Annotated in this window: 23 protein-coding genes; 12 read left to right on the forward strand and 11 right to left on the reverse strand. The window is 65.7% G+C overall.

The window, feature by feature from the left end:
* Window positions 1-150: 150 nt before the first annotated feature.
* The 4 genes from LPB260_RS10135 (at window position 151) to moaE (ending at window position 2,875) form a co-directional block, all read left to right on the forward strand.
* Window positions 151-1,542 carry a PhoH family protein gene (locus tag LPB260_RS10135; RefSeq protein ID WP_208708599.1) on the forward strand — a complete coding sequence of 464 codons (1,392 nt, stop codon included), beginning with the start codon at window positions 151-153 and terminating at the stop codon, window positions 1,540-1,542.
* A gap of 153 nt (window positions 1,543-1,695) precedes the next feature.
* Window positions 1,696-2,172: a cyclic pyranopterin monophosphate synthase MoaC gene (gene moaC / locus LPB260_RS10140; protein WP_208708600.1), complete on the forward strand. Its 477-nt coding sequence runs from the start codon at window positions 1,696-1,698 to the stop codon at window positions 2,170-2,172.
* Complete coding sequence (locus LPB260_RS10145; RefSeq protein WP_208708601.1) at window positions 2,169-2,417, forward strand: MoaD/ThiS family protein; 249 nt, start codon at window positions 2,169-2,171, stop codon at window positions 2,415-2,417. The genes moaC and LPB260_RS10145 overlap by 4 nt, the downstream gene beginning before the upstream one ends.
* 2 nt (window positions 2,418-2,419) lie before the next feature.
* Window positions 2,420-2,875 carry a molybdopterin synthase catalytic subunit MoaE gene (gene moaE / locus LPB260_RS10150; protein ID WP_208708602.1) on the forward strand — a complete coding sequence of 152 codons (456 nt, stop codon included), beginning with the start codon at window positions 2,420-2,422 and terminating at the stop codon, window positions 2,873-2,875.
* Between the two features lie 3 nt (window positions 2,876-2,878).
* On the opposite strand, the gene LPB260_RS10155 is transcribed toward moaE, so the two are convergent.
* The 6 genes from LPB260_RS10155 to LPB260_RS10180 form a co-directional block, all read right to left on the reverse strand.
* Window positions 2,879-4,006: an FAD-binding oxidoreductase gene (locus LPB260_RS10155; RefSeq protein ID WP_208708603.1), complete on the reverse strand. Its 1,128-nt coding sequence runs from the start codon at window positions 4,004-4,006 to the stop codon at window positions 2,879-2,881.
* Window positions 4,007-4,039: 33 nt separating this feature from the next.
* Window positions 4,040-5,083 carry a DUF2157 domain-containing protein gene (locus LPB260_RS10160; RefSeq protein WP_208708604.1) on the reverse strand — a complete coding sequence of 348 codons (1,044 nt, stop codon included), beginning with the start codon at window positions 5,081-5,083 and terminating at the stop codon, window positions 4,040-4,042.
* 92 nt (window positions 5,084-5,175) lie between these two features.
* The gene (rhlB, locus tag LPB260_RS10165; protein WP_218281514.1) at window positions 5,176-6,648 is read right to left on the reverse strand and encodes an ATP-dependent RNA helicase RhlB; all 1,473 of its coding nucleotides are present in this window, start codon (window positions 6,646-6,648) and stop codon (window positions 5,176-5,178) included.
* Between the two features lie 136 nt (window positions 6,649-6,784).
* Window positions 6,785-7,945, reverse strand: a complete 1,161-nt coding sequence (locus LPB260_RS10170) for a dipeptidase (protein ID WP_208708606.1) — start codon at window positions 7,943-7,945, stop codon at window positions 6,785-6,787.
* 157 nt (window positions 7,946-8,102) lie between these two features.
* A complete protein-coding gene (locus tag LPB260_RS10175; RefSeq protein ID WP_208708607.1) occupies window positions 8,103-9,041 on the reverse strand; it encodes a GGDEF domain-containing protein in 939 nt (312 codons plus the stop codon).
* 191 nt (window positions 9,042-9,232) lie between these two features.
* A complete protein-coding gene (locus tag LPB260_RS10180; protein WP_208708608.1) occupies window positions 9,233-9,919 on the reverse strand; it encodes an alpha/beta hydrolase in 687 nt (228 codons plus the stop codon).
* 480 nt (window positions 9,920-10,399) lie between these two features.
* On the opposite strand from LPB260_RS10180, the gene LPB260_RS10185 reads away from it, so the two are divergent.
* The 4 genes from LPB260_RS10185 (at window position 10,400) to LPB260_RS10200 (ending at window position 14,598) form a co-directional block, all read left to right on the forward strand.
* Window positions 10,400-11,428, forward strand: coding sequence for an amino acid ABC transporter substrate-binding protein (locus LPB260_RS10185; protein WP_208708609.1), 1,029 nt, complete (start codon window positions 10,400-10,402; stop codon window positions 11,426-11,428).
* A 99-nt stretch (window positions 11,429-11,527) separates the two neighbouring features.
* Window positions 11,528-12,712 (forward strand): amino acid ABC transporter permease, encoded by a 1,185-nt coding sequence (locus LPB260_RS10190; protein ID WP_208708610.1) that lies wholly within the window; start codon window positions 11,528-11,530, stop codon window positions 12,710-12,712.
* Between the two features lie 10 nt (window positions 12,713-12,722).
* Window positions 12,723-13,820: an amino acid ABC transporter permease gene (locus LPB260_RS10195; protein WP_208708611.1), complete on the forward strand. Its 1,098-nt coding sequence runs from the start codon at window positions 12,723-12,725 to the stop codon at window positions 13,818-13,820.
* A 10-nt stretch (window positions 13,821-13,830) separates the two neighbouring features.
* Complete coding sequence (locus LPB260_RS10200; RefSeq protein WP_208708612.1) at window positions 13,831-14,598, forward strand: amino acid ABC transporter ATP-binding protein; 768 nt, start codon at window positions 13,831-13,833, stop codon at window positions 14,596-14,598.
* Between the two features lie 89 nt (window positions 14,599-14,687).
* On the opposite strand, the gene LPB260_RS29020 is transcribed toward LPB260_RS10200, so the two are convergent.
* Both LPB260_RS29020 and LPB260_RS29025 read right to left on the reverse strand, forming a co-directional pair.
* The gene (locus tag LPB260_RS29020) at window positions 14,688-14,828 is read right to left on the reverse strand and encodes an AraC family transcriptional regulator (protein WP_256625594.1); all 141 of its coding nucleotides are present in this window, start codon (window positions 14,826-14,828) and stop codon (window positions 14,688-14,690) included.
* 16 nt (window positions 14,829-14,844) lie between these two features.
* Window positions 14,845-15,105, reverse strand: a complete 261-nt coding sequence (locus tag LPB260_RS29025) for a hypothetical protein (RefSeq protein ID WP_256625595.1) — start codon at window positions 15,103-15,105, stop codon at window positions 14,845-14,847.
* A 118-nt stretch (window positions 15,106-15,223) separates the two neighbouring features.
* Between LPB260_RS29025 and LPB260_RS10210 the strand changes: the two genes are divergently transcribed.
* From LPB260_RS10210 to LPB260_RS10225, 4 genes are all read left to right on the forward strand, one after another.
* Entirely contained in the window at window positions 15,224-15,706 is a 483-nt protein-coding gene (locus tag LPB260_RS10210) for a nuclear transport factor 2 family protein (protein WP_208708613.1), read from the forward strand.
* A gap of 120 nt (window positions 15,707-15,826) precedes the next feature.
* The gene (pcsA, locus tag LPB260_RS10215; RefSeq protein ID WP_208708614.1) at window positions 15,827-16,546 is read left to right on the forward strand and encodes a phosphatidylcholine synthase; all 720 of its coding nucleotides are present in this window, start codon (window positions 15,827-15,829) and stop codon (window positions 16,544-16,546) included.
* Window positions 16,539-16,838, forward strand: coding sequence for a GIY-YIG nuclease family protein (locus LPB260_RS10220; RefSeq protein WP_208708615.1), 300 nt, complete (start codon window positions 16,539-16,541; stop codon window positions 16,836-16,838). The genes pcsA and LPB260_RS10220 overlap by 8 nt, the downstream gene beginning before the upstream one ends.
* Window positions 16,839-16,904: 66 nt before the next feature.
* Window positions 16,905-17,840 carry a glutathione S-transferase family protein gene (locus tag LPB260_RS10225; RefSeq protein WP_208708616.1) on the forward strand — a complete coding sequence of 312 codons (936 nt, stop codon included), beginning with the start codon at window positions 16,905-16,907 and terminating at the stop codon, window positions 17,838-17,840.
* A gap of 65 nt (window positions 17,841-17,905) precedes the next feature.
* On the opposite strand, the gene LPB260_RS10230 is transcribed toward LPB260_RS10225, so the two are convergent.
* The 3 genes from LPB260_RS10230 to LPB260_RS10240 form a co-directional block, all read right to left on the reverse strand.
* A complete protein-coding gene (locus LPB260_RS10230) occupies window positions 17,906-18,823 on the reverse strand; it encodes a DUF4344 domain-containing metallopeptidase (RefSeq protein WP_256625596.1) in 918 nt (305 codons plus the stop codon).
* A 68-nt stretch (window positions 18,824-18,891) separates the two neighbouring features.
* Window positions 18,892-19,899 (reverse strand): nucleoid-associated protein YejK, encoded by a 1,008-nt coding sequence (gene yejK / locus LPB260_RS10235; protein WP_208708617.1) that lies wholly within the window; start codon window positions 19,897-19,899, stop codon window positions 18,892-18,894.
* A gap of 83 nt (window positions 19,900-19,982) precedes the next feature.
* Window positions 19,983-21,326: a TAXI family TRAP transporter solute-binding subunit gene (locus tag LPB260_RS10240; RefSeq protein WP_208708618.1), complete on the reverse strand. Its 1,344-nt coding sequence runs from the start codon at window positions 21,324-21,326 to the stop codon at window positions 19,983-19,985.
* Window positions 21,327-21,332: the final 6 nt, after the last annotated feature.

Below are 21,332 nucleotides of genomic sequence, written 5' to 3' on the forward strand. Positions count from 1 at the left end.
AAGACCGCCGAACCCTGCAGACAGGTGGCGGCCACCGGCCCCCATCCTGCTTGCACCTCCTCAGCCCCAAACTGAGACGTCGGCGGCCTCCCGCGGCGGAGCGCTGCACTGGCATTCCGTCGCATGGCTTCTTGAAGAAGGTGACCGAGTATGGATGACCATGGACGCTCCACGCGCACCGCTCCGACCCTCTACGCTCTCGACACCAATGTCCTGATCCACGACCCCAATGCGTTGCTGAATTTTCAGGAACACCACGTCGCCATCCCGATGACCGTGCTGGAGGAACTGGACAAACTGAAGACCGGTAAAGCCGGCGTCGCCGCCGAATGTCGCCAGGCCATTCGTCTGATCGACAAGATTCTCGGCAGCGCCGCGCCCGACGAAGTCGAACTTGGCGTACCCATCCAGCGGGAGAAGAGCGGGCCCTGCGGGTTCCTGTCGATTCTCATGAGCAAGAGCGCCTCGCCGATCACCTGGCTGCCGGAAGACCTCAACGACAACAAGATCATCAACCAGTTGGTCGAGCTCAAGTCGCGGCGTCCGGGCGTGGCCGTGGTGCTGGTGACCAAGGACATCAACATGCGCCTGAAGGCGCGCGCCTGCGGCATCGATTCGGAGGACTATCACACCGACCAGCTGGTCGACGACGTGTCTCTGCTGTCCCAGGGCTACCACAGCATGGACGGCTCTTTCTGGGACCGCGTGAGCACCGTGGAGACCCGCCAGGACCATGGTCGCACCTGGCACCGCGTGCAGCTCACCGACAACCTGCCGGCGGTGCACGTCAACGAGTTCATCGTCGACGAACAGGGCTTCGTCGGCTGGATCAAGGGCATCGAGGGCAGCGAGCTGGTGATCCTCGACCTGCACCAGGAGCCCTTGATGCACCAGGAGGCCTGGGGCCTGCGCCCGCGGGACATCTACCAGGCCCTGGCGTTGTACGCCCTGCTGGACCCGGACATCCACCTAGTCAACCTGTCCGGCGCGGCCGGTTCGGGCAAGACCATCCTGGCCCTGGCCGCGGCCATCGAGCAGACCATGGTCAGCAAGCGCTACCGGCGCATCATCGCCACCCGCAGCGTGCAGGGGCTCGACCAGGAGATCGGCTTCCTGCCCGGCACCGAGGCGGAGAAGATGGAGCCCTGGCTCGGCGCCATCACCGACAACCTGGAAGCGCTGCATATGGAGGATGAAAACACCCACGGCAGCGTCGACTACATCCTGCAGAAGGTGCCGCTGCAGTTCAAATCGCTCAACTACATCCGCGGTCGCAGCTTCCAGCAGAGCCTGATCCTCATCGACGAGTGCCAGAACCTCACCCCGCACCAGATGAAGACCATCATCACCCGCGCCGGCAGCGGCTCCAAGGTGGTCTGCCTGGGTAACCTAGCGCAGATCGACACCCCCTACCTGTCGGCGCCCAGCTCGGGCCTGACCTACCTCACCGAACGCTTCAAGGACTTCGAGCACGGCGTGCACATCACCCTGCAAGGGGTGCCGCGCTCGATCCTCGCCGAGTTCGCCGAAAGCCATATGTGACGCCCGTTCCCACCCATCCGCCGCGCCGGGGCTTTCCCGGCGCGGCGGCGCTCGCTCCAGACCCTGCATTCCTTTCCCGACCCTTGGCATTCGCAGGTGCCGAAAGCTGACTCGCGGGTTTACAATCGCCGGATACCCGTCTGGAGCAAGCCTGTGTTGACCCATCTCGATTCCCAAGGTCGCGCCAATATGGTCGATGTCAGCGATAAATCCCTGACCGTCCGTGAAGCCGTGGCTGAAGCCCGGGTGCGCATGCGCCCGCAGACCCTGCAGATGATCGTCGACGGCGATCACCCCAAGGGCGACGTGTTCGCCGTGGCGCGCATCGCCGGCATCCAGGCGGCGAAGAAGACCGCCGACCTGATCCCCCTGTGCCATCCGCTGATGCTCACCAGCGTCAAGGTCGAACTGGCTGCCGAGGGCGGCGACGCGGTGCGCATAACCGCGCGCTGCAAGCTGACCGGGCAGACCGGCGTGGAGATGGAGGCGCTGACCGCCGCCAGCGTCGCCGCGCTGACCATCTACGACATGTGCAAGGCGGTGGACCGCGGCATGCTCATCGAGAGCGTGCGCCTGCTGGAGAAGCTCGGCGGCAAGAGCGGCCACTACAAGGCCGAGGACGAACAATGATCCGCGTGCAGTATTTCGCCCGCTACCGCGAAACCCTGGGCCTGGACGGCGAGCAGCTGCGCGACAGCCAGGACTTCGCCACCCTCGACGACCTGCGCAGGCACCTGCTGGCCCGCGGCGGGGTGTGGCAGGTGCTCGCCGAGCGGAACCTGATGTGCGCCCGCAACCAGGAGCTGTGCAGCCTCGACGAACCCCTGGAGGAGGGCGACGAGGTGGCCTTCTTCCCCACCGTGACCGGAGGCTGAGCATGGCCATTCGAGTGCAGGTCGAGGCGTTCGATCCGGGTGTCGAAACCAATGCGCTGCATGCGGCCAACGTCGGCGTCGGCGCGGTGGTCAGCTTCGTCGGCTACGTGCGCGACTTCAACGAGGGCCGCGAGGTCGGCGGCATGTTCCTCGAGCACTTCCCCGGCATGACCGAGAAGGCCCTGGGCAAGATCGCCGAGGAGGCCGGGCAGCGCTGGCCGCTGCTGAATATCCAGATCATCCACCGTATCGGTCGCCTGGAGCCGGGCGAGCCGATCGTCTTCGTCGGCACCAGCAGCGCCCACCGCCAGGCGGCGTTCGATGCCTGCGCCTTCGTCATGGACTACCTGAAGACCCGCGCGCCGTTCTGGAAGAAGGAGGACACCAGCGAAGGCCCGCGCTGGGTCGAGGGCCGCGTCAGCGACCAGGATGCCGCCGAGCGCTGGCGCAACGCCTAGCGCTCAGGCGCGCAGCCGTGACGGCGACAGCCGTTCGGCGCTGACGCCGAAGCCGGTCAGCTGCGCCGGCAAGTGCTCGTCGCGCACCAGGGCGGCGCAGGCCTGGCCCATCGCCGCCGAAGTCTGGATACCATAGCCGCCCTGGGCGGCGACCCAGAAGAACCCCTGTCCCTCGGACTCGTAGCCGCCGACCAGATCGCCGTCGGCGACGAAGGAGCGCAACCCGGCCCAGCTGTGTTGCGGGCGGTGGATGTGCAGCTGGGTGGCCTGTTCGATGTGGTAGATCCCAGTGGCGATGTCCAGCTCCTCTGGCTGCACGTCATGGGGCTCGACCGGGTCGGCATTGGCCGGCGAGCCGAGCAGCATGCCGGCATCGGGCTTGAGGTAGAAGCTGTCATCGAGGGCCAGCAGCATCGGCCAGCTGTGCACATCCAGCTGCGGCGGCGGGGCGAAGGTGAAGGCCGAGCGGCGCTTGGGCACCAGCCCCAGAGGCCTGACCCCGGCCAGCTCGGCGATCCGGTCGCACCAGGCGCCAGCGGCATTCACCAGGACCCGGGCGTGGTAGTGCTGCTCGCCGCACTGCACGTGCCAGGTTTCGCCGCGCCGCTCGATGGCGGTCACCTCGCGGTTGCAACTGATCTGCCCGCCATGCTGGCGGATGCCGCGCAGGTAGCCCTGATGCAGGGCGTGGGTATCGATGTCGGCGGCAGTGGGGTCGTAGAAGGCGCCAAAGACTCGCTCCCGGCGCAATGCCGGCAGCAGGGCACAGGCCTGTTCGGGCGTCAGCCGCCGGGTCTCGGCCACGCAGGCCCGGGCGGCCTGGTACTGGCGCTCGAGCTCCTCCGGATCGCCGTTGAAATCCACCGTCAGCTCGCCGCGCGGGCTGAGCAGCGGCTGCTCGGCGAAGCCGGGCGGCGGGGCGTCGTAGAAGGCCCGGCTGGCGGCGGTCAGCGCGCGCACATGGGGCGGGCCGTAGGCCACGGTATAGAGCGCGGCCGAGCGCCCGGTGGCGTGATAGCCGGGCTGCGCCTCGCGCTCGAGCACCTGCACCCGGCCGTGGGGCGCCAGCCAGTAGCCGGTGGAGGCGCCGGCGATGCCGGCACCGATGATCAGGTAGTCCGCTTCATGCATGGCGATGGCTCCTTGCGTGGGGTCCGGCGCTGTCTAGTGATTGCGCAACGCCGGCAGAAAGGCCAGCAGGCCTTTGGGCAGGTGGGTGCGCAGGCCGCTGCTCAGCCGCTGGCGATGGCGCTGGTAGAGCAGGCCGAGGCCGATCACCGCCAGGCCGATCAGGCTGAGCACGATGGGAAACAGCAGCGAATCGGCGAACACCTCGTAGGCCAGATGGCCCAGATAGCCGGCCACGCCGAGCGCGCCGAACACCATGAACTGCACCCGACGCAGCAGCACGGCCAGGGCCATCAGCACCAGGTTGATCAGGCAGTAGAGGGCCTTGCCCAGTTCGCTGTCGCTGTCCATCAGGCTCAGGCCGCCCCAGAACGCGGCGAGTCCGGCGAGGTAGCCCCAGAAGGCATAGTCCTGGCGCGTGCGGCCATCCAGGCCGAGGCTGGCCAGCAGCAGCCCCAGGCCGAACCAGAGTGACACCCAGCGGCGCTGCTCCCAGTCGAACGGGCTGCCATAGAAGAGCTCGGTGAGGTCCATGGACATGAACCAGAGCGCCACGGCCATCGGCATGACGATGAAGGGAAACGGCAGCAGGCGCAGCATCAGCGCGCCGACCAGCAGCGTCGCGGCCTCCATGGCCAGCCAACCGCCCTGTACGTAGCGGTAGTAATGCTGGTAATCGTGCTGCTCGTCCTCCAGTGGCCACAGGCCGCTCAGGCGTTGCACGGCGAACACCGCCAGCGGTGTGAGGCTGACCGCCACGGCACCGAGCAGGCCGCCGGGAATCTGCTGACCGTGGCGCCACAGGCCGAGCCCGCACGCGCTGAACAGTCCCATGTAGCCGAGGGCGAGCAACAGCAGTGCGCCATCGCCCACCTGCATCCAGGCCTCGGTCAGCAGCCAGCCGAGGGCGCCGATGATCAGCACGGCGCCGCAGTAGTAGCTGACGTGGGCGAGCTGGAAACTGGCGTGCGGCGGCGCGCTGTGCTCGAGGAACTGCAGCAGGGCCCGGGCCTGGCCGGGCTGCAGGATGCCGGCGGCGGTCGCCCGGTCGAGGTCGGCGGCAGTGAGCTTGACGGACATGCTGTGGGTCCTCCCTTTCCCTGATGGACGCCGGTTGCGCCGCTGCGGGGCACAAAAAAGGCGAAGCATCCGCTTCGCCTTGTCACGCGCCGTCAGTGCTTGCGCGGCACCGGCTTGAGCAACTCGTCCGGCGGCATCTCGCAGTTGATCTTGCGCCCGAGCAGCTCTTCGATCGGCGGCAGGGCGAAGGCGTCGTCCTCGCCGGCGAAGCTGATCGAGGTGCCGCTGCTGCCGGCGCGGCCGGTGCGGCCAATGCGGTGCACGTAGTCGTCCGGGTCTTCCGGCAGGGTGAAGTTGATCACGTGGCTGATGCCTTCGACGTGGATGCCGCGGCCAGCCACGTCGGTGGCCACCATCACCTTGATCTTGCCTTCGCGGAAGCCTTCCAGGGCGCGGATGCGCTTGTGCTGCGGCACGTCGCCGGACATCTGCACGGCGCTGATGCCGTCGCGGGTCAGGCGTTCCTCGATGCGCCGCACCTCGTCCTTGCGGTTGGCGAAGACCATCACCCGGCTCCAGTCGTTCTGGGTGATCAGGTTGTACAGCAGCTTGTACTTGTCGGCGCCGGCGACGGCGTAGACATGCTGCTCGACCGTGTCGCTGGCGACGTTTTCCGGCTCGATCTCGACGATGGCCGGATCAATCGTCCATTGCTTGGCCAGGTTCATCACGTCTTCGGTGAAGGTGGCGGAGAACAGCAGGGTCTGGCGTTCGCCCTTCATCGGGGTCTGGCGGATGATCTGCCGTACCTGGGGGATGAAGCCCATGTCGAGCATGCGGTCGGCCTCGTCGAGCACCATCACCTCGACCATGTCCAGGTGCACCTCGCCGCGCTGGTTGAAGTCCAGCAGGCGACCCGGGGTGGCGACCAGGATGTCGCAGAAGCGCGATTCCAGTTGTTTGAGCTGCTTGTCGAAGTCCATGCCGCCGACGAACTGCATGACGTTGAGCCCGGTGTACTTGTTCAGTTCGGTGGCGTCCTTGGCGATCTGCACCACCAGTTCGCGGGTCGGCGCGATGATCAGTGCCCGCGGCTCGCCCATGTAGCGCTCTTTCGGCGGCGGGGTCTGCAGCAGCTGGGTGATGATCGAGATGAGGAACGCCGCGGTCTTGCCGGTGCCGGTCTGGGCGCGGCCGATGGCGTCCTGGCCCTTGAGGGTATAGCCCAGCACGCCGGCCTGGATCGGCGTGCAATAGGGGAAGCCGAGGTCGTGGATGGCGTGCATCAGCTCCGGGGCGAGCTTGAAGTCATGGAAGCGGGTCTTGCCTTCGGCCGGCTCGACCTTGAAGTCTTCCAGCTTCCAGGTGTCGACGGGCTTGGCCGCGCGCGCGCGTCGGGGCTTGGCGGCGTTGTCCTTGCCATCGCGCGCCGGCTTGGCCGGCTTGCTCGCAGGTTCTGCGCCGGCCGTGTTGGCGGGCGCCGCGTCGTCGCTGCGCTTGGGCTTGGCGGGGCGGCTGGTCGTTTCGGGCGAGGCGTCATTGCCGCGCGGCGTTGCGGGTGTGGCGGGCGTGCTGGGCTGCTCGCCTTCGGCTTTGCCGAACATCTTCTTGAGTGCTTTGAGCACGGTCATCTCATCAATTGGTTAAGGAGTGAACGGCGGCCAGTGTAAAGCAAGAACCCGGCGCGGCGAAGTACCGTGCTCGGGGGCTTGTCAATGCCTGGCGCGCGATATGCCTGAATCCTCTCGCCAGTCGGCTCGATCAGTCCGCCGGCAGGCTGGCGAGCAGCAGCCGTTGCACGTTGCCGCCCATGATCGCGGCGACCTCACTCTGGTTGAAGCCGGCCGCCAGCAGCCCTTCGGTCAGCTGGGCCAGGCCTGTGACGTCGAAGGGCGTATGCACGGTGCCATTGAAGTCCGAGCCGAGGGCGACATGCTCGACGCCGATCAGCTCGGCACTGTAGCGGATGGCCCGGACTATGGCCTCGATCGAGGTGGCGCACACGGCCGTGTCCCAGTAGCCGATGCCGACCACCCCGCCGCTGGCGGCAATGGCCTTGAGGTGGCGGTCGCTGAGGTTGCGCGTGCCGGGGCAGGTGCCTTCCACTCCGGTATGGGAGACCAGCAGTGGTCGTGTGCTCATGGCCAGCACGTCGTCGATCAGGGCGCGGGAGGCGTGGGCCAGGTCGATCAGCATGGCCTTCTCCTCCAGGCGCGTGATCACCTGGCGCCCAAGGGGGGTCAGGCCGCCCTTGTCCAGGCCATGGGCCGAACCGCCGACTTCGTTATCGAAGAAGTGGGTCAGGCCGGCAATGCGGAAGCCGGCATCGTAGAGCCGGTCGAGGTTCTCCAGGCGCTCCTCGAGCGGATGCAGGCCCTCGGTGGCGAGCAGGGCGCCGACCCGTTGCGGATCCTGGCGCCAGGCCTCGACGAAGCGCGCCAGGTCGCCGCGGGTGCGGATCAGCACCAGGCGCCCGGCGCTGTTCGCGGCAGCCGCCTCGAGTTTGCCGGCCTGGTACAGGGCGCGCTGCAGCAGGCTGTTCCAGGTAGCGCGCGGCCAGCGCTGGGCCATGGCCAGCAGGGTGATGTTGTCGCTGTCGGCGCCATTGCGTTCGTAGTTGAGTCCGCGTGGGGTCTTGGTCACGGTGGAGAACACCTGCAGCGCCACCCGCCCTTCGAGCTGGCGCGGCAGGTCGGAATGGCCGTAGCTGTGGCGCTGCAGCGGGTCGCGTTGCCAGAGCAGTGCGTCATCGTGCAGGTCGGCGACAAACAGCCGGTCATGCAAGTGCCGGGCAGCATCACCGGTCGGGTAGGGCGGTGGGCTGGCGACGCTGTTCAGCGTGCGGTCGAGGATGTGCGGCAGGGAGAAGAACACCAGGGTCGAAATGAGCAGCAGGAGCAGGGCGATCAGCAGTTTGCGCATGTTCGGGCCATCCAGGCTTGTCGTTTTGCCGGTCACTCTACAAGAGCGGGTGTGACGATAGCAGCGCGTTGGCCGCTAATCGGCGGCGATGTGCGGCACGTTCGGTTCGCCCAGGTGAGGTGCGGCACTGGCCGGGTGTCGGCGGTGCGTCAGTCCTCTATCCACACAGGCAGTTGCGGCCCTGCTGCTTGGCCCGGTACAGCGCGCTGTCGGCCCGGGCGACCAGACTCGGCAGGCTGTCCTGGTGGCGCATCTGCGCCAGGCCGATGGACAGGGTTACCCCCGGCAGCACGCCGATCGGCGCATAGAAGGAGGGGATGTGCTGCAGGGCCAGACGCAACCGCTCGCCGATGCCCCGCGCTTCCTGCTCGCCGATCTCCGGCAGCAGGATGACGAACTCCTCGCCGCCATAGCGGATCAGGCTGTCCTTGGGGCGCAGCTGGCCGCGCAGGGTCTGGGCGACCAGGCTCAGCGCATAGTCGCCGGCCAGGTGGCCGTGCTGGTCGTTGTAGGCTTTGAAGTGATCGACATCCAGCATCAGCATGCTCAGGGGCTGCCGGTTGAACGCGCAGCGGGTGCTTTCCCGGTCGAACACATGCTCCAGCCAGCGGCGGTTGTATGCGCCGGTGAGGCTGTCGACATTGGCGTTTTGCTCACTGTCCAGCAGGCTGCGGTTGCCTGTGCGCACGCGCTCGCAGAGCAGGCTCAACAGGTTGTGCATCAGGTCCGGCGATTGCTCGAACAAGCCGATCAGTGCGCTGCGGTGCAGGCGCAGCACGCGGCTCGGCTCGCTGGCCACCACATAGGCCGAGGGCGGCTGGTTGTCGATGAGGCTGATTTCTCCGGCGCAGTCGCCCACCTTCAGCGTGCCCACCGGCTGGTTGTCCGGCGAGCCCAGGTAGACCCTGAGCCGGCCCTTGACCAGCAGGTAGAGGTGTTCGTTGCGGTTGAACGGCGAGAGCAGTATCTCGCCGGCTTCCAGCTCGCGGGCGTGAAACGCCTCGAGTACTTGGTTCACGCTGCCGGCGGCGACGTTATTGAACAGTCGCTGCTGGCGAGCGTGCTGCAGGTCGGCCTGCCACTGCGCCTCGTTCATCGCAGGCGCGAGTGACGCGGGCCATGGGGGATGGTGGGCATCGCGAACACTCCCTGTCGTATGGCGATTTCCAATCCCGACAGTATGCCGGCCGGGCGGGGCTGGCAATCCTCAGGCCGCGACTCAACGAGCGGAGGCCGAGATTCTGACTACCCCGTCACGTTTCGGCGCTCGGCGCGCCCGTTGGGGCGTCATGGCGCGGTGCTGGACCCCGGGGTGCGGCGGCTGAGGCGTTCTTCCAGCCAGGCGGCTATGTCGCGTATCTGTTCCGGCAGGACCTCGTGGGCCATCGGGTACTCGCGCCACTTCGCGTCAACGCCCTGGGCCGTCAGATAGTCATGGGCGGCGCGGCCCAGTGTGGGCTGCACCACGTCATCGAAGGTGCCGTGCAGGCACAGCACCGGCACCTGCGTTTTGTCCTCTGTCAATTGGATGTCGTCGTTGAACGTCGGGGCGTAGGTGGACAGCGCCAGTACCCCGCCCAGCGGCCCCTGCCAGCGCAGGAACGCTGCATGCAGGACCACCGCGCCCCCCTGGGAGAACCCGGCCAGGAAGATCCGCGTCGGGTCTATGCCGCTGTCGCGCTGCGCTTCGATCAGGGCGATCACCTGCTGCGCCGAGGCTTCCAGTTGTTCCTGGTTGATTGCCCGGGCCGGACTCATGGCGAGGATGTCGTACCAGCTGGGCATGGCCCAGCCGCCGTTGATGGTCACCGCCTGGGTAGGCGCCTGGGGCAGCACGAAACGGGTGCTGGGCAGGCGCTCCTGCAACGCTTCGGCCACCGGCAGGAAGTCATAGCGGTCCGCGCCCAGGCCGTGCAACCAAATGACGCACGCGTCGGCGCTGGGTGTGGGGTGAAGAATCAGGGGTTCGCTCATGTGTGGCTCCAGTCTGGTGCGGCCGCGCTCATATTGGGCGGCTGGCTTTTCGGCCAGTGACTAATATCGGAAGAAGATGTCGCAAGGTTACAAGTTTTGCGCTTGACCTGTCCGTATGGTGGTAATGGCAAGGTGCTGGTACGGGCTTTGCTACAGCCAAGTGGACTGATGACGTTGCCCGGTGCGGTAACACATTGTGCCAGGCCGGGCGCGGAACAGATGGGAAGCCAATTTGATGGGGTTTCCAAAGGTTCGCCTAGCATTGCATGTGTGGCGATGAGCAAATGGCTATCCGTCTCTGACCCATTCGACCAATGGGTGAGCGAGAGTTTTATGGCCGAAGGAAGATTCGCCAACTAGACTCTCGCACAGGTCTAACCCGCCAGTTGGAGGCGTTGCTGCAGACGCGTTCGACGTGCCCCAAAAGGGTATGGTGGTAAGGCCGAGACTCCTACACAAAAAAAGCAACTGGAGGTTTTAATGAAGATGGTGAAATCCACCCTGGCGGTACTGACTACCGCAGCCGTACTCGGGGTTAGCAGCTTCGCCCAGGCGGGCGCTACTCTGGATGCAGTGCAGAAGAAAGGTTTCGTGCAGTGCGGTATCAGCGATGGTCTGCCGGGCTTCTCCTATGCGGATGAGAAGGGCAACTACCTGGGCCTCGACGTTGACGTGTGCCGTGCCGTGGCAGCCGCCATTTTCGGTGACGCGACCAAGGTCAAGTACAGCCCGCTGACCGCCAAGGAGCGCTTCACCGCGCTGCAGTCCGGCGAAGTCGACATCCTCTCGCGTAACACCACCTGGACCAGCTCGCGTGACGCAGGCCTGGGCCTGAACTTCGCCGGCGTCAACTACTACGACGGTCAGGGCTTCCTGGTGAACAAGAAGCTTGGCGTTTCCAGCGCCAAGGAACTCGATGGCGCCACCGTCTGCATCCAGGCCGGTACCACCACCGAGCTGAACCTCTCCGACTACTTCCGTGCCAATGGCATGAAGTACACCCCGATCACCTACGATACCTCCGACGAGAGCGCCAAGTCGGTTGAGGCCGGTCGTTGCGACGTGCTGACCTCCGACCAGTCGCAGCTGTACGCGCAGCGTATCAAGCTGGCCAACCCGGAGCAGTACGTGGTGCTGCCGGAAGTGATCTCCAAGGAGCCGCTGGGCCCGGTGGTCCGCCAGGGTGATGACGAGTGGTTCAACGTCGTACGCTGGTCGCTGTTCGCCATGGTCAATGCCGAGGAACTGGGTGTGACTTCGTCCAACGTCGTGGAAATGGCCTCATCCACCAAGAACCCGGATATCGCTCGCCTGCTGGGCGCCGAGGGTGAGTTCGGCAAGGACCTGAAGCTGCCGAAAGACTGGGCAGTACAGATCGTCAAGCAAGTGGGTAACTACGGTGAAAGCTTCGAGCGCAATGTCGGTGCCGGCAGCGAGCTGAAGATCGAGCGTGGCCTCAACGCCCTGTGGAACAAAGGTGGTCTGCAGTACGCACCGCCGGTGCGCTGACCGTCTTTGCTGGCGTCCCATTCTGGGCCGCCAGCATCGTTCTGATTACGTGAACCCCTGGCCCGCGGACGCGGGCAAGGGTGTTCCATGAGGGCTCCTATGCAAAACACCGCAGATACCCCGCACCCCAAAGGCTCGGTCTGGACCGATCCCAAGGTCCGCGCATGGATATTCCAGATTCTTGCCGTTATCGCCGTCGTGGCGATCGGTTGGTACTTGTTCGACAACACCCAGTCCAACCTGGAGAAACGCGGGATCACCTCCGGCTTCTCCTTCCTTAGCAACAGCGCCGGTTTCGGTATCGCTCAGCACCTGATCGAGTACACCGAAAGCGATACCTACGGACGAGTCTTCGTTATCGGCCTGCTCAACACCCTGCTGGTGTCGGTCATCGGCATCGTGCTGGCGACCATCCTGGGTTTTATCCTCGGCGTCGCGAGGCTGTCTCACAACTGGCTGATCAGCCGGCTGGCCACCATCTACATCGAGACGTTTCGTAATATCCCGCCACTGCTGCAGATTTTCTTCTGGTACTTCGCGGTCATGCTGTCCCTGCCGGGACCGCGGGGCAGTCTCGAGATCGGCCAGACCTTCTTCCTCAACAGTCGCGGTCTGTACATGCCGGCCCCGGGCGCGTCGGAGGCCTTTGGCACCTTCATCGGCGCGGTGTTGATCGCCATCGTCAGCACCGTGCTGATCGGTCGCTGGGCCAAGGCACGTCGGGAAGCGACGGGCAAGATCTTCCATGTATCCATCGCCGCGCTGGCGCTGATCATCGGGTTGCCGGGGCTGGCGATCATGGTGGCGGGTAATCCGCTGGTATGGAGCACGCCCGAACTGACCGGTTTCAACTTCACCGGCGGCTGGGTGATGATCCCCGAGCTGATCGCTCTGACCCTGGCACTGACCATCTACACCGCCGCGTTTATCGCCGAGAACGTGCGTTCCGGGATCATGGCGGTCAGCCATGGCCAGACCGAGGCGGCCCACTCCCTGGGCCTGAGCCGTGGCCTTACGCTGCGCTTCGTGGTGATTCCCCAGGCGCTGCGGGTGATCATTCCGCCGCTGACCAGCCAGTACCTGAACCTGGCGAAGAACTCCTCCCTGGCGGCCGGTATCGGTTACCCGGACATGGTCTCGCTGTTCGCCGGTACCGTGCTCAATCAGACCGGCCAGGCGATCGAGGTCATTGCCATCACCATGAGCGTGTACCTGGCGATCAGCATCAGCATTTCCATGCTGATGAACTGGTACAACAAGCGCATTGCGCTGATCGAGCGGTAAGGAGCAGCCCATGCAGACTCATACATTCAAACCCGACATGCAGCCTCCGGTGCTGAGCGTCGGTGTGCTCGGTTGGTTGCGCGCCAACCTGTTTTCCAACTGGTTCAACACCCTGCTGACCTTTCTCGCCATCTATCTGGTCTGGCTGATTGTTCCACCGATCATTCAGTGGGCCTTGATCGACGCCAACTGGGTCGGGACCACCCGCGCGGATTGCACCAAGGAAGGCGCGTGCTGGGTCTTCGTGCAGCAGCGTTTCGGCCAGTTCATGTACGGCTTCTACCCGACCGAGCTGCGCTGGCGTGTCGACCTGACGCTGTGGATGGCGGTGATCGGGGCAGCCCCGCTGTTCATCCCGCAGATGCCGCGCAAGGCCATATACGGCCTGAGCTTTCTGGTGGTGTATCCGCTGCTGGCCTTCTGGCTGCTGCATGGCGGCTTCTTAGGCCTGAGCGAGGTGGAAACCAGCCAGTGGGGCGGCCTGATGCTGACCCTGGTGATCGCCGCGGTCGGTATTGTCGGTGCCTTGCCGCTGGGCATCGTGCTGGCCCTCGGCCGGCGCTCGGACATGCCGGCGATCCGGGTGATCTGCGTGACCTTCATCGAGTTCTGGCGCGGCGTACCGCTGATCACCGTGCTGTTCATGTCCTCGGTGATGCTGCCGCTGTTCCTGCCGGAGGGCCTCTCCTTCGACAAGCTGATGCGTGCGTTGATCGGGGTGATCCTGTTCCAGTCGGCCTATATCGCCGAGGTGGTGCGCGGCGGTCTGCAGGCCATTCCCAAGGGCCAGTACGAAGCGGCCGCCGCCATGGGCCTGGGCTACTGGCGGATGATGGGCCTGGTGATCCTGCCGCAGGCGCTGAAGCTGGTGATCCCGGGTATCGTCAACACCTTTATCGCGCTGTTCAAGGACACCAGCCTGGTGATCATCATCGGCCTGTTCGACCTGCTCAACAGCATCAAGCAGGCGACCACCGACCCGGCCTGGCTGGGCATGGCCACCGAAGGCTATGTGTTCGCCGCCCTGGTTTTCTGGATTTTCTGTTTTGGTATGTCCCGCTACTCCATGCATCTGGAGCGCAAGCTGGACACCGGCCATAAGCGTTAGGAGTTTTGTCATGAGTGAAGCTATCAAGCAGTCGATCAGCGCCGCGCCGGGAATCATCCAGATGGACGGCGTGCATAAGTGGTACGGCCAGTTCCATGTGCTCAAGGACATCAACCTGAACGTGCAACAGGGAGAGCGCATCGTATTGTGCGGCCCTTCCGGCTCGGGCAAGTCCACCGCCATTCGTTGCCTCAATCGCCTGGAGGAACACCAGCAGGGGCGCATCGTCATCGACGGTACCGAACTGACCCACGACCTCAAGCACATCGAGGCGGTACGCCGCGAGGTTGGCATGGTGTTCCAGCACTTCAACCTGTTCCCGCACCTCACCGTGCTGCAGAACTGCACCCTGGCGCCGATGTGGGTGCGCAAGCTGCCCAAGCGCGAAGCCGAGGAAGTGGCGATGCATTACCTCGAGCGGGTGCGCATTCCTGAGCAGGCCAACAAGTACCCGGGACAGCTGTCCGGCGGCCAGCAGCAGCGTGTGGCCATTGCCCGTGCGCTGTGCATGAAACCGAAGATCATGCTGTTCGACGAGCCGACCTCGGCTCTCGATCCGGAGATGGTCAAGGAAGTACTGGACACCATGGTCGGCCTGGCCGAGGACGGCATGACCATGCTCTGCGTGACCCACGAGATGGGCTTTGCCCGTACCGTGGCCAATCGGGTGTTGTTCCTCGACAAGGGCGAGATCGTCGAGGAGGCCGACCCGGACACCTTCTTCACCAACCCGAAGAACGAGCGCACCCAGCTGTTCCTCAGCCAGATCCTGCACTGACCAATCGGTAACGTGCCGCATAAAAAAGGGAGCCAGGAGGCTCCCTTTTTTATGCGGCCGTATCTGAGCTTGCGGACCGCAAACGCGGTTCAGGCCGTCTGGCGCAGGCGCTGGCGAAAGGCGCCCGGAGACTCTCCGCACAGCTGCTTGAAGCGTTTGGCGAAGGTCGCGCGGTCGCCGTAGCCGACCTGCTCGGCAATCTGCTCCAGTGATCGCGCCGGATCGCTCAAGGTGCGCTGGGCGGCCTCAATGCGCAGTCAGGTTGTTGTCGATCGCGCTACCGGTCGCCGGCACTATCAGCAGCTCGGCGCTGGCTGCCAGCTCCAGGCCGCCGTCGACCCGGATGCAGGCGAACTCCAGTTCGACCGGTCGGGCATCGGCGCTGAAGCGCTGCAGATTGAACAATGGCCGTCCGGCCAGGCGGTTGCCCAGGGCGAAGGCATCGTGGGCCGTGCTCAGGCTGGAGCACGAGGTTTGCGGGCAGACATGCAGCGCGATCTGGAGCATGGGCTGGGCCGTCGACAGGGGTTTGGCGATTATTGACAAAAGATTGTCGATTGCGCCAATCGCGTCGCGGCGTAGCTGCCCCCATACTCATGGGCCCCATATCTTTGGAGCCGGACCTATGCGTAATCCCAATGCCGAACTGATCAGCCGGTTCTACCGGGCCTTCCAGCAACTGGATGCCGAGACGATGGCCGCCTGCTACGCCGAGGACGTGCGCTTCGGCGATCCGGTATTTCAGGACCTGCGCGGCGAAGAGGCGGCGGACATGTGGCGCATGCTGACGGCGCGGGCGCAGGACTTTTCCCTCACGTTCGACGCCGTGCAGGCCGATGATCACCAGGGCAGCGCGCGCTGGACGGCCCGATACCTGTTCAGTCAGACCGGCAACCACGTGGTCAACCATATCGAGGCGCATTTTCGCTTTGCCGACGGCAAGATCATCGAGCATCGCGATCAGTTCGACCTGTGGAGTTGGGCGCGCCAGGCGCTGGGTCGCAAGGGGCTTCTGCTGGGCTGGGCGCCGCCGGTGCAACGTGCCATTCGGCGCCAGGCAGCCAGGGGCCTGGAGCAGTTCCGGGCGGCGCGTCAGGCGCAGGGCTAACGCCGCGGCGGCGACGGCGATGGCGCAGTGTTAGTCTTGTGCTCTGCCCTTATCGTCGACAGGCAGTGGCATGTCTGCCGAATTGCGCGATGAGTCCATCCCCCGGTCAGGAAGCCGTCCGTGAGTGAATTGTTGCAGTCGATAAGCAAAGCCAAGGCCTGGAGCGTGCACGCGGTGACCGCCAGCGGGGTGATCCTGGCGCTGCTGGCGTTGCTCGCGGTGCTCGATGGGCGGCCCCAGGTGTGCCTGCTGTGGCTGGGTCTCGCGCTGCTGGTCGATGGCCTCGACGGCACGTTGGCCCGCCACTTTCACGTCAAGTCCGTGCTGCCGCATTTCGATGGGGTGACCCTGGACCTGGTGATCGACTACCTGACCTATGTGTTCATCCCGGCGATCTTCGTCTACCGCTTCATCCCCCTGCCCGAATACACCCCGTTGCCCGCGGTCGGGCTGATCCTGCTGTCCTCGCTGTTCTGTTTCTGCAACGTCAACATGAAGAGCCAGGACAACTACTTCGTCGGCTTTCCGGCCGCCTGGAACGTGGTGGTGGTGTACCTGTACCTGCTGGACTTCACGCCCTGGCTGAGCTTCGCCACCATCCTGCTGCTGTCCGGCCTGACCCTGTCGCGGATGAAGTTCCTGCACCCCTTCCGGGTCAGGCAGTTCATGGCGGTCAATATCGCGGTGACCCTGGTGTGGATGCTCGCCTGCGGCGTGCTGATTCTGCTGTACCCGGCCAACCCGACCTGGCTGCTGGTGATCTGGCTGCTGGCATCGACCTACTTCGTCGGCATCTGTCTGTGGCGCACGGCCCGGGAATGGTTCGCCAGCGATGCCTGAAACCCCCGACAAGGCCTGGTTCGTCTATCTGGTACGTGCCGGCAATGGTGCCCTGTACTGCGGCATCAGCGACGATCCGCGGCGACGCTTCGCCCAGCACCAGCGCGGCAGGGGCGCGCGCTTCTTTCATTCCAGTCCGGCGGTGGCGCTGGTCTACACCGAGGCCTGCGCCGGCAAGGGTGACGCGCTGCGCCGCGAGCGGGCGATCAAGCGCCTGGGCAAGGCCGCCAAGGAAAACCTGGTGGCCAGCGGCGGCCTTATCGGCCTTACTGATGACGGGCTATCAGGGTAGCCGGGTAGGCCGACGCGGCGCAGCCGAGTAAGCTTTGACTTTATCCCATACGTTGCGGAGCCATTCATGCACGAGCTGATCCTGCACCATTACCCGACCTCGCCGTTTGCCGAGAAGACCCGCCTGATGCTGGGCTTCAAGCAGCTGTCCTGGCGTTCGGTGATGATCCCGCCGCTCATGCCCAAGCCGGATCTGACCGCGCTGACCGGCGGCTATCGCAAGACCCCGGTGCTGCAAGTAGGGGCCGACATCTACTGCGACACGGCCGCGATCGCCCGCCGCCTGGAGGCGGAGAAAGCCACCCCGGCGCTGTTCCCCGAGGGCCAGGAGTTCAATGTCGCCAGCTTCGCCCAGTGGGCCGACTCGCTGGTGTTCCAGCATGCGGTGAGCCTGGTGTTTCAGCCCGAGTCCGTGGCGGTGCGTTTCGCCTCCCTGCCGCCGGAGTTCCTCAAGGCCTTCGTCGCCGACCGCAGCGCCCTGTTCAGCGGCGGCCAGGCCACCCGTCTGCCCCTCGAGCAGGCCAGGCACCAGTGGCCGACCCTGATGGCGCGCCTGCAACAGCAGTTGAGCCGGGAGCAGGGCGATTTCCTGTTCGGCGAGCCGTCCCTGGCCGACTTCGCCATGGCCCATCCGCTGTGGTTCCTGCGCGGCACCCCGGTGACCGCACCGCTGGTCGATGACTACCCGCTGGTCGCCGCCTGGCTGGCGCGGGTGCTGGGCTTCGGCCACGGTTCGCTCAGCGAGATGAGCGCCGAAGAGGCCATCGCCGTGGCGCGCGAGGCCACCCCTGCGGCCTTGCCGGATGAGCCTTTCGACGATGCCAATGGCTTCCAGCCTAGTCAGCGGGTGGCGATCGCCGCCACCGACTACGGCGTCGACCCGGTCGAGGGCGAGTTGCTGTTCTCCGGTACCGAGGAGCTGATCCTGCGCCGCGAGGATTCGCGCGCCGGCTGCGTGCATGTGCACTTCCCGCGCTTCGGCTTTCGCATCGAGGCGCGCTAGGTAGAGGCAGGTGCGTTGACGGCTGCGGTGAGCCCTGTGCTCGAGGTGTGCCAGTCGGGCGGCCGCTAGGGGCTGCGGCAGAGGGGGCATTGCCCGGGCACCTGGGCCTGGCGCAGGTCGGGCAGTTGCGCGGCGAGCGTCTGGAAGTGCTCCAGGCGCTCGTAGCAGAGCACCAGCTCGGCGCCGGTGCGGTTATACCAGGCGTCCGGTGCGCCGCAGTTGCTCAGGCGCAGCACCAGTTCGCGGGGTAGCCGGTAGGTCTCGCTGGCCCGGCGGGCGATGGCTTCCACCTCGCCGGAGCGGCGCAGCTGTTCGAGCAGGTAACGGCCATTGCCCAGGCGCAGGCTCGGTGGCTCGTAGATCACCCGAATAGTGTGGCGGATCTCCTCGTCGGGACGACGGCCATGTTGCCGCTCGACCCAGGCCAGGGCCGTGCGTACCTGGGCGTATTCCTGGTCGCAATACAGGGCGCGTTCTACCGGCAGGCCGGTGACCTTGGGGATCCACTCCAGGCGGTCCGGATCGCTGCCATAGATCAGGCAAGCGAGGTTGTAGAAGCGCTGGGCGTCCAGGCCGTGGGCGGCCCAGGCGAAGACCTCCTCGGACTCCGGCTTCGCGCGCTGCCATTCCAGGCGCCAGTAGTCGGCGACATCCAGCAGCCTGGCGTAGAAGTCGGCGTCGCGGTGGCGCCCCGAGGAGAGGAACAGGCTGATGAAACCGAGCTGGTCGGCGGCGTCCTCTTCGCGACCGAGCACCGGCAGGCCCAGCTCGGCGATCAGCAGGTGACCCATCTCGTGCAGCAGGGTGAATTCGACATTGACCGCGACGAAGCGCGCGGTGTCGCTGCGCAGCGCCGCCGGCGGCGGCTCCTCGCTGCTCATCACCGTGGCCGGGGCTGCCCAGGCCAGCAGGCCCAGCAGGCCCCGCAGCAGCCATTGGCGGCCTTGTGTGCACATGCTTGCCCGGTGGCCGGGGGATTTCATCTGCGGTTCCTGGCGACTGAGGCTGGACCCCGATCCTCTGACTCTAGTTCAGCATCGCGCGCCGTGGATCAGTCCTTGCGTCGCTTCAGCTGATCGGTCAGCTGGGTCGGCAGGTTGCGGATGATCAGGGTGTCCTGGGCCTCGTCGTACTCGATCTTCGAACCCAGCAGGTGGGACTCGAAGCTGATCGACAGGCCTTCGGCGCGACCGGTGAAGCGGCGGAACTGGTTGAGGGTGCGCTTGTCCGGCGGAATCTCCGGCGACAGGCCGTAGTCCTTGTTGCGGATGTGTTCGTAGAACGCCTGCGGGCGCTCCTCGTCGATCAGTCCGGAAAGCTCCTGCAGGGTCATCGGCTCGCCCTGCTTGGCCTGGCTGCTGGCGTAGTCGACCAGGGTCTTGGTCTTCTCCCGGGCCGACTCTTCCGGCAGGTCTTCGCTCTCCACGAAGTCGCTGAACGCCTTGAGCAGGGTGCGGGTCTCGCCTGGGCCATCGACGCCCTCCTGGCAGCCGATGAAGTCGCGGAAGTATTCCGAGACCTTCTTGCCGTTCTTGCCCTTGATAAAGGAGATGTACTGCTTGGAATTGGCGTTGTTGCGCCATTCCGAGAGGTTGATCCGCGCCGCCAGGTGCAGCTGACCGAGGTCCAGGTGCTTGGCCGGGGTGACATCCAGGGCCTCGGTCACCGCCACCCCTTCGCTGTGGTGCAGCAGGGCGATGGCCAGGTACTCGGTCATGCCCTGCTGGTAATGGGCGAACAGCACGTGGCCGCCGACCGAGAGGTTGGATTCTTCCATCAGCTTCTGCAGATGCTCGACCGCCTGGCGGCTGAAGGCGGTGAAGTCCTGGCCGTCCTCGAGATAGGCCTTCAGCCAGCCGCTGAAGGGGTAGGCGCCGGACTCCTCGTGGAAAAAGCCCCAGGCCTTGCCCTGCTTGGCGTTATAGCTCTCGTTGAGGTCGGCGAGCATGTTCTCGATAGCCTGGGAGCTGCCCAGTTCGCTGTCGCGGGCGTGCAGCACGGCGGGGCTGCCATCGGGCTTCTTGTCGATCAGGTGAACGATGCAGTGGCGGATCGGCATGGGTGACTCTCTCGGCATTCTTCAGCGGTAAGCGCGGTCGTGGCGGCGTGCGGGCGCTGTTCCACGACCTTGGGGCGCGCAGTTTACCCGACGGACTCGCCCTGGGTCGCCCGTCGTCGCTGCAAGGCCTGCAAGCGTTCGATGACGTAGCGCAGGTGCATGTGCAACTGGTACAGCTCGTTGGAGTAGGACAGCGGCACCTCGACCTTGGACAGGCTGTCCTCGAGGCGCTCCAGGCGCTGGATCTCGCTGCCCAGGCGCTCCGGCAGGGTGCCGGCGTCCAGCTGCCGGTCGATCTCGCGCAGGTATTTGTACCAGCGGTAGATGCGTGCGCGGATGCGCCAGCGGTAGAGCGGGCCGACCGCCTTGAACAGGGGGATCAGCACCATCAGCAGGGGGATCAGCAGGATGATGTAGCGGTCGGCCAGGGAGGCGATGCGAAACGGCAGGTAGCGCTGCAGAAGCGGCAGGCCGTTGTTGTAGTAGTGCGCGGCATCGCCGGCCAGGGCAAAGGTGCGTGGTTCGGCGCTGGGGAGGCTGCCGGCCGGGTCCAGCAGGCTGCCGTCCTTCATCACCTGGCGCGCCGCCTCGAGGAACAGCGGCGCCAGCCCCGGGTGGAAGTCCTGATTGACCACCAGGGTGGCGACCGGCGAGAGAATGTCGGTGTCCCGGGTCGGCGCGTTCAGGCGCAGGTTGAGCAGGCCTTCATGGACCGTGACGCGTTTGAGGAAGGGCAGGTGCGCCTGGTAGGCCGCGGCGCGGCCGAAGTGCGCCAGCGTCAGCGTGGGCGTGGCGGCCAGGCGCTGTATCCGGGCATTCTCCGCCGGGCTGACGAAGAAGGCGGCGTCCAGCTCGCCGGCGATCAAGGCATCGGCGGCCGGGTTGCCGCCCAGGGCCTGCCAGCTGCCCGGATACTGCTCGGCGGTGATGCCGTTGGCCGCGAGCAGCGCCTCGCTGGCGGCGCGGGTGCCGCTGCCGGCACCGCCCAGGGCCACCCGCAGGGGCCGCAGGTCGGCGAGCGAGCGGAAGTCGAGGTCCGCTCGGAGGAACAGCCACAAGGGTTCCTGATACACCGCGCCCAGGCTCTCCAGGCGCTCCCGCTCGGCGCTGCCGAGCGGGCGCTCCAGGCCACTCTGCACCAGGGCGATCTGCACCTGTGGCTCATCCGCCAGCAGCCGTTGCAGGTTGTCCCGCGAGCCGGCGCTGGGCTGCAGGGTCAGCTCGAAGCCCTGCTTGGCCAGTTCACCCTTGAGTTTCTCGGCGAAGGCCCGGTAGCCGCCGCCCTCCGAGCCGGTGGCCATGCTGGCGCTCATCGGCGGCGGCGGCGCGACGAAGTAGAACAGGGCGCCCACCAGGCCGGCCACCACCGGCACTATCCACAGATTGGCCAGCAGGATGATCTTCAGGTCTTTGAGCACACGGCGCATGGGGCA

It is taken from the genome of Pseudomonas sp. LPB0260 (genome assembly GCF_013388395.1).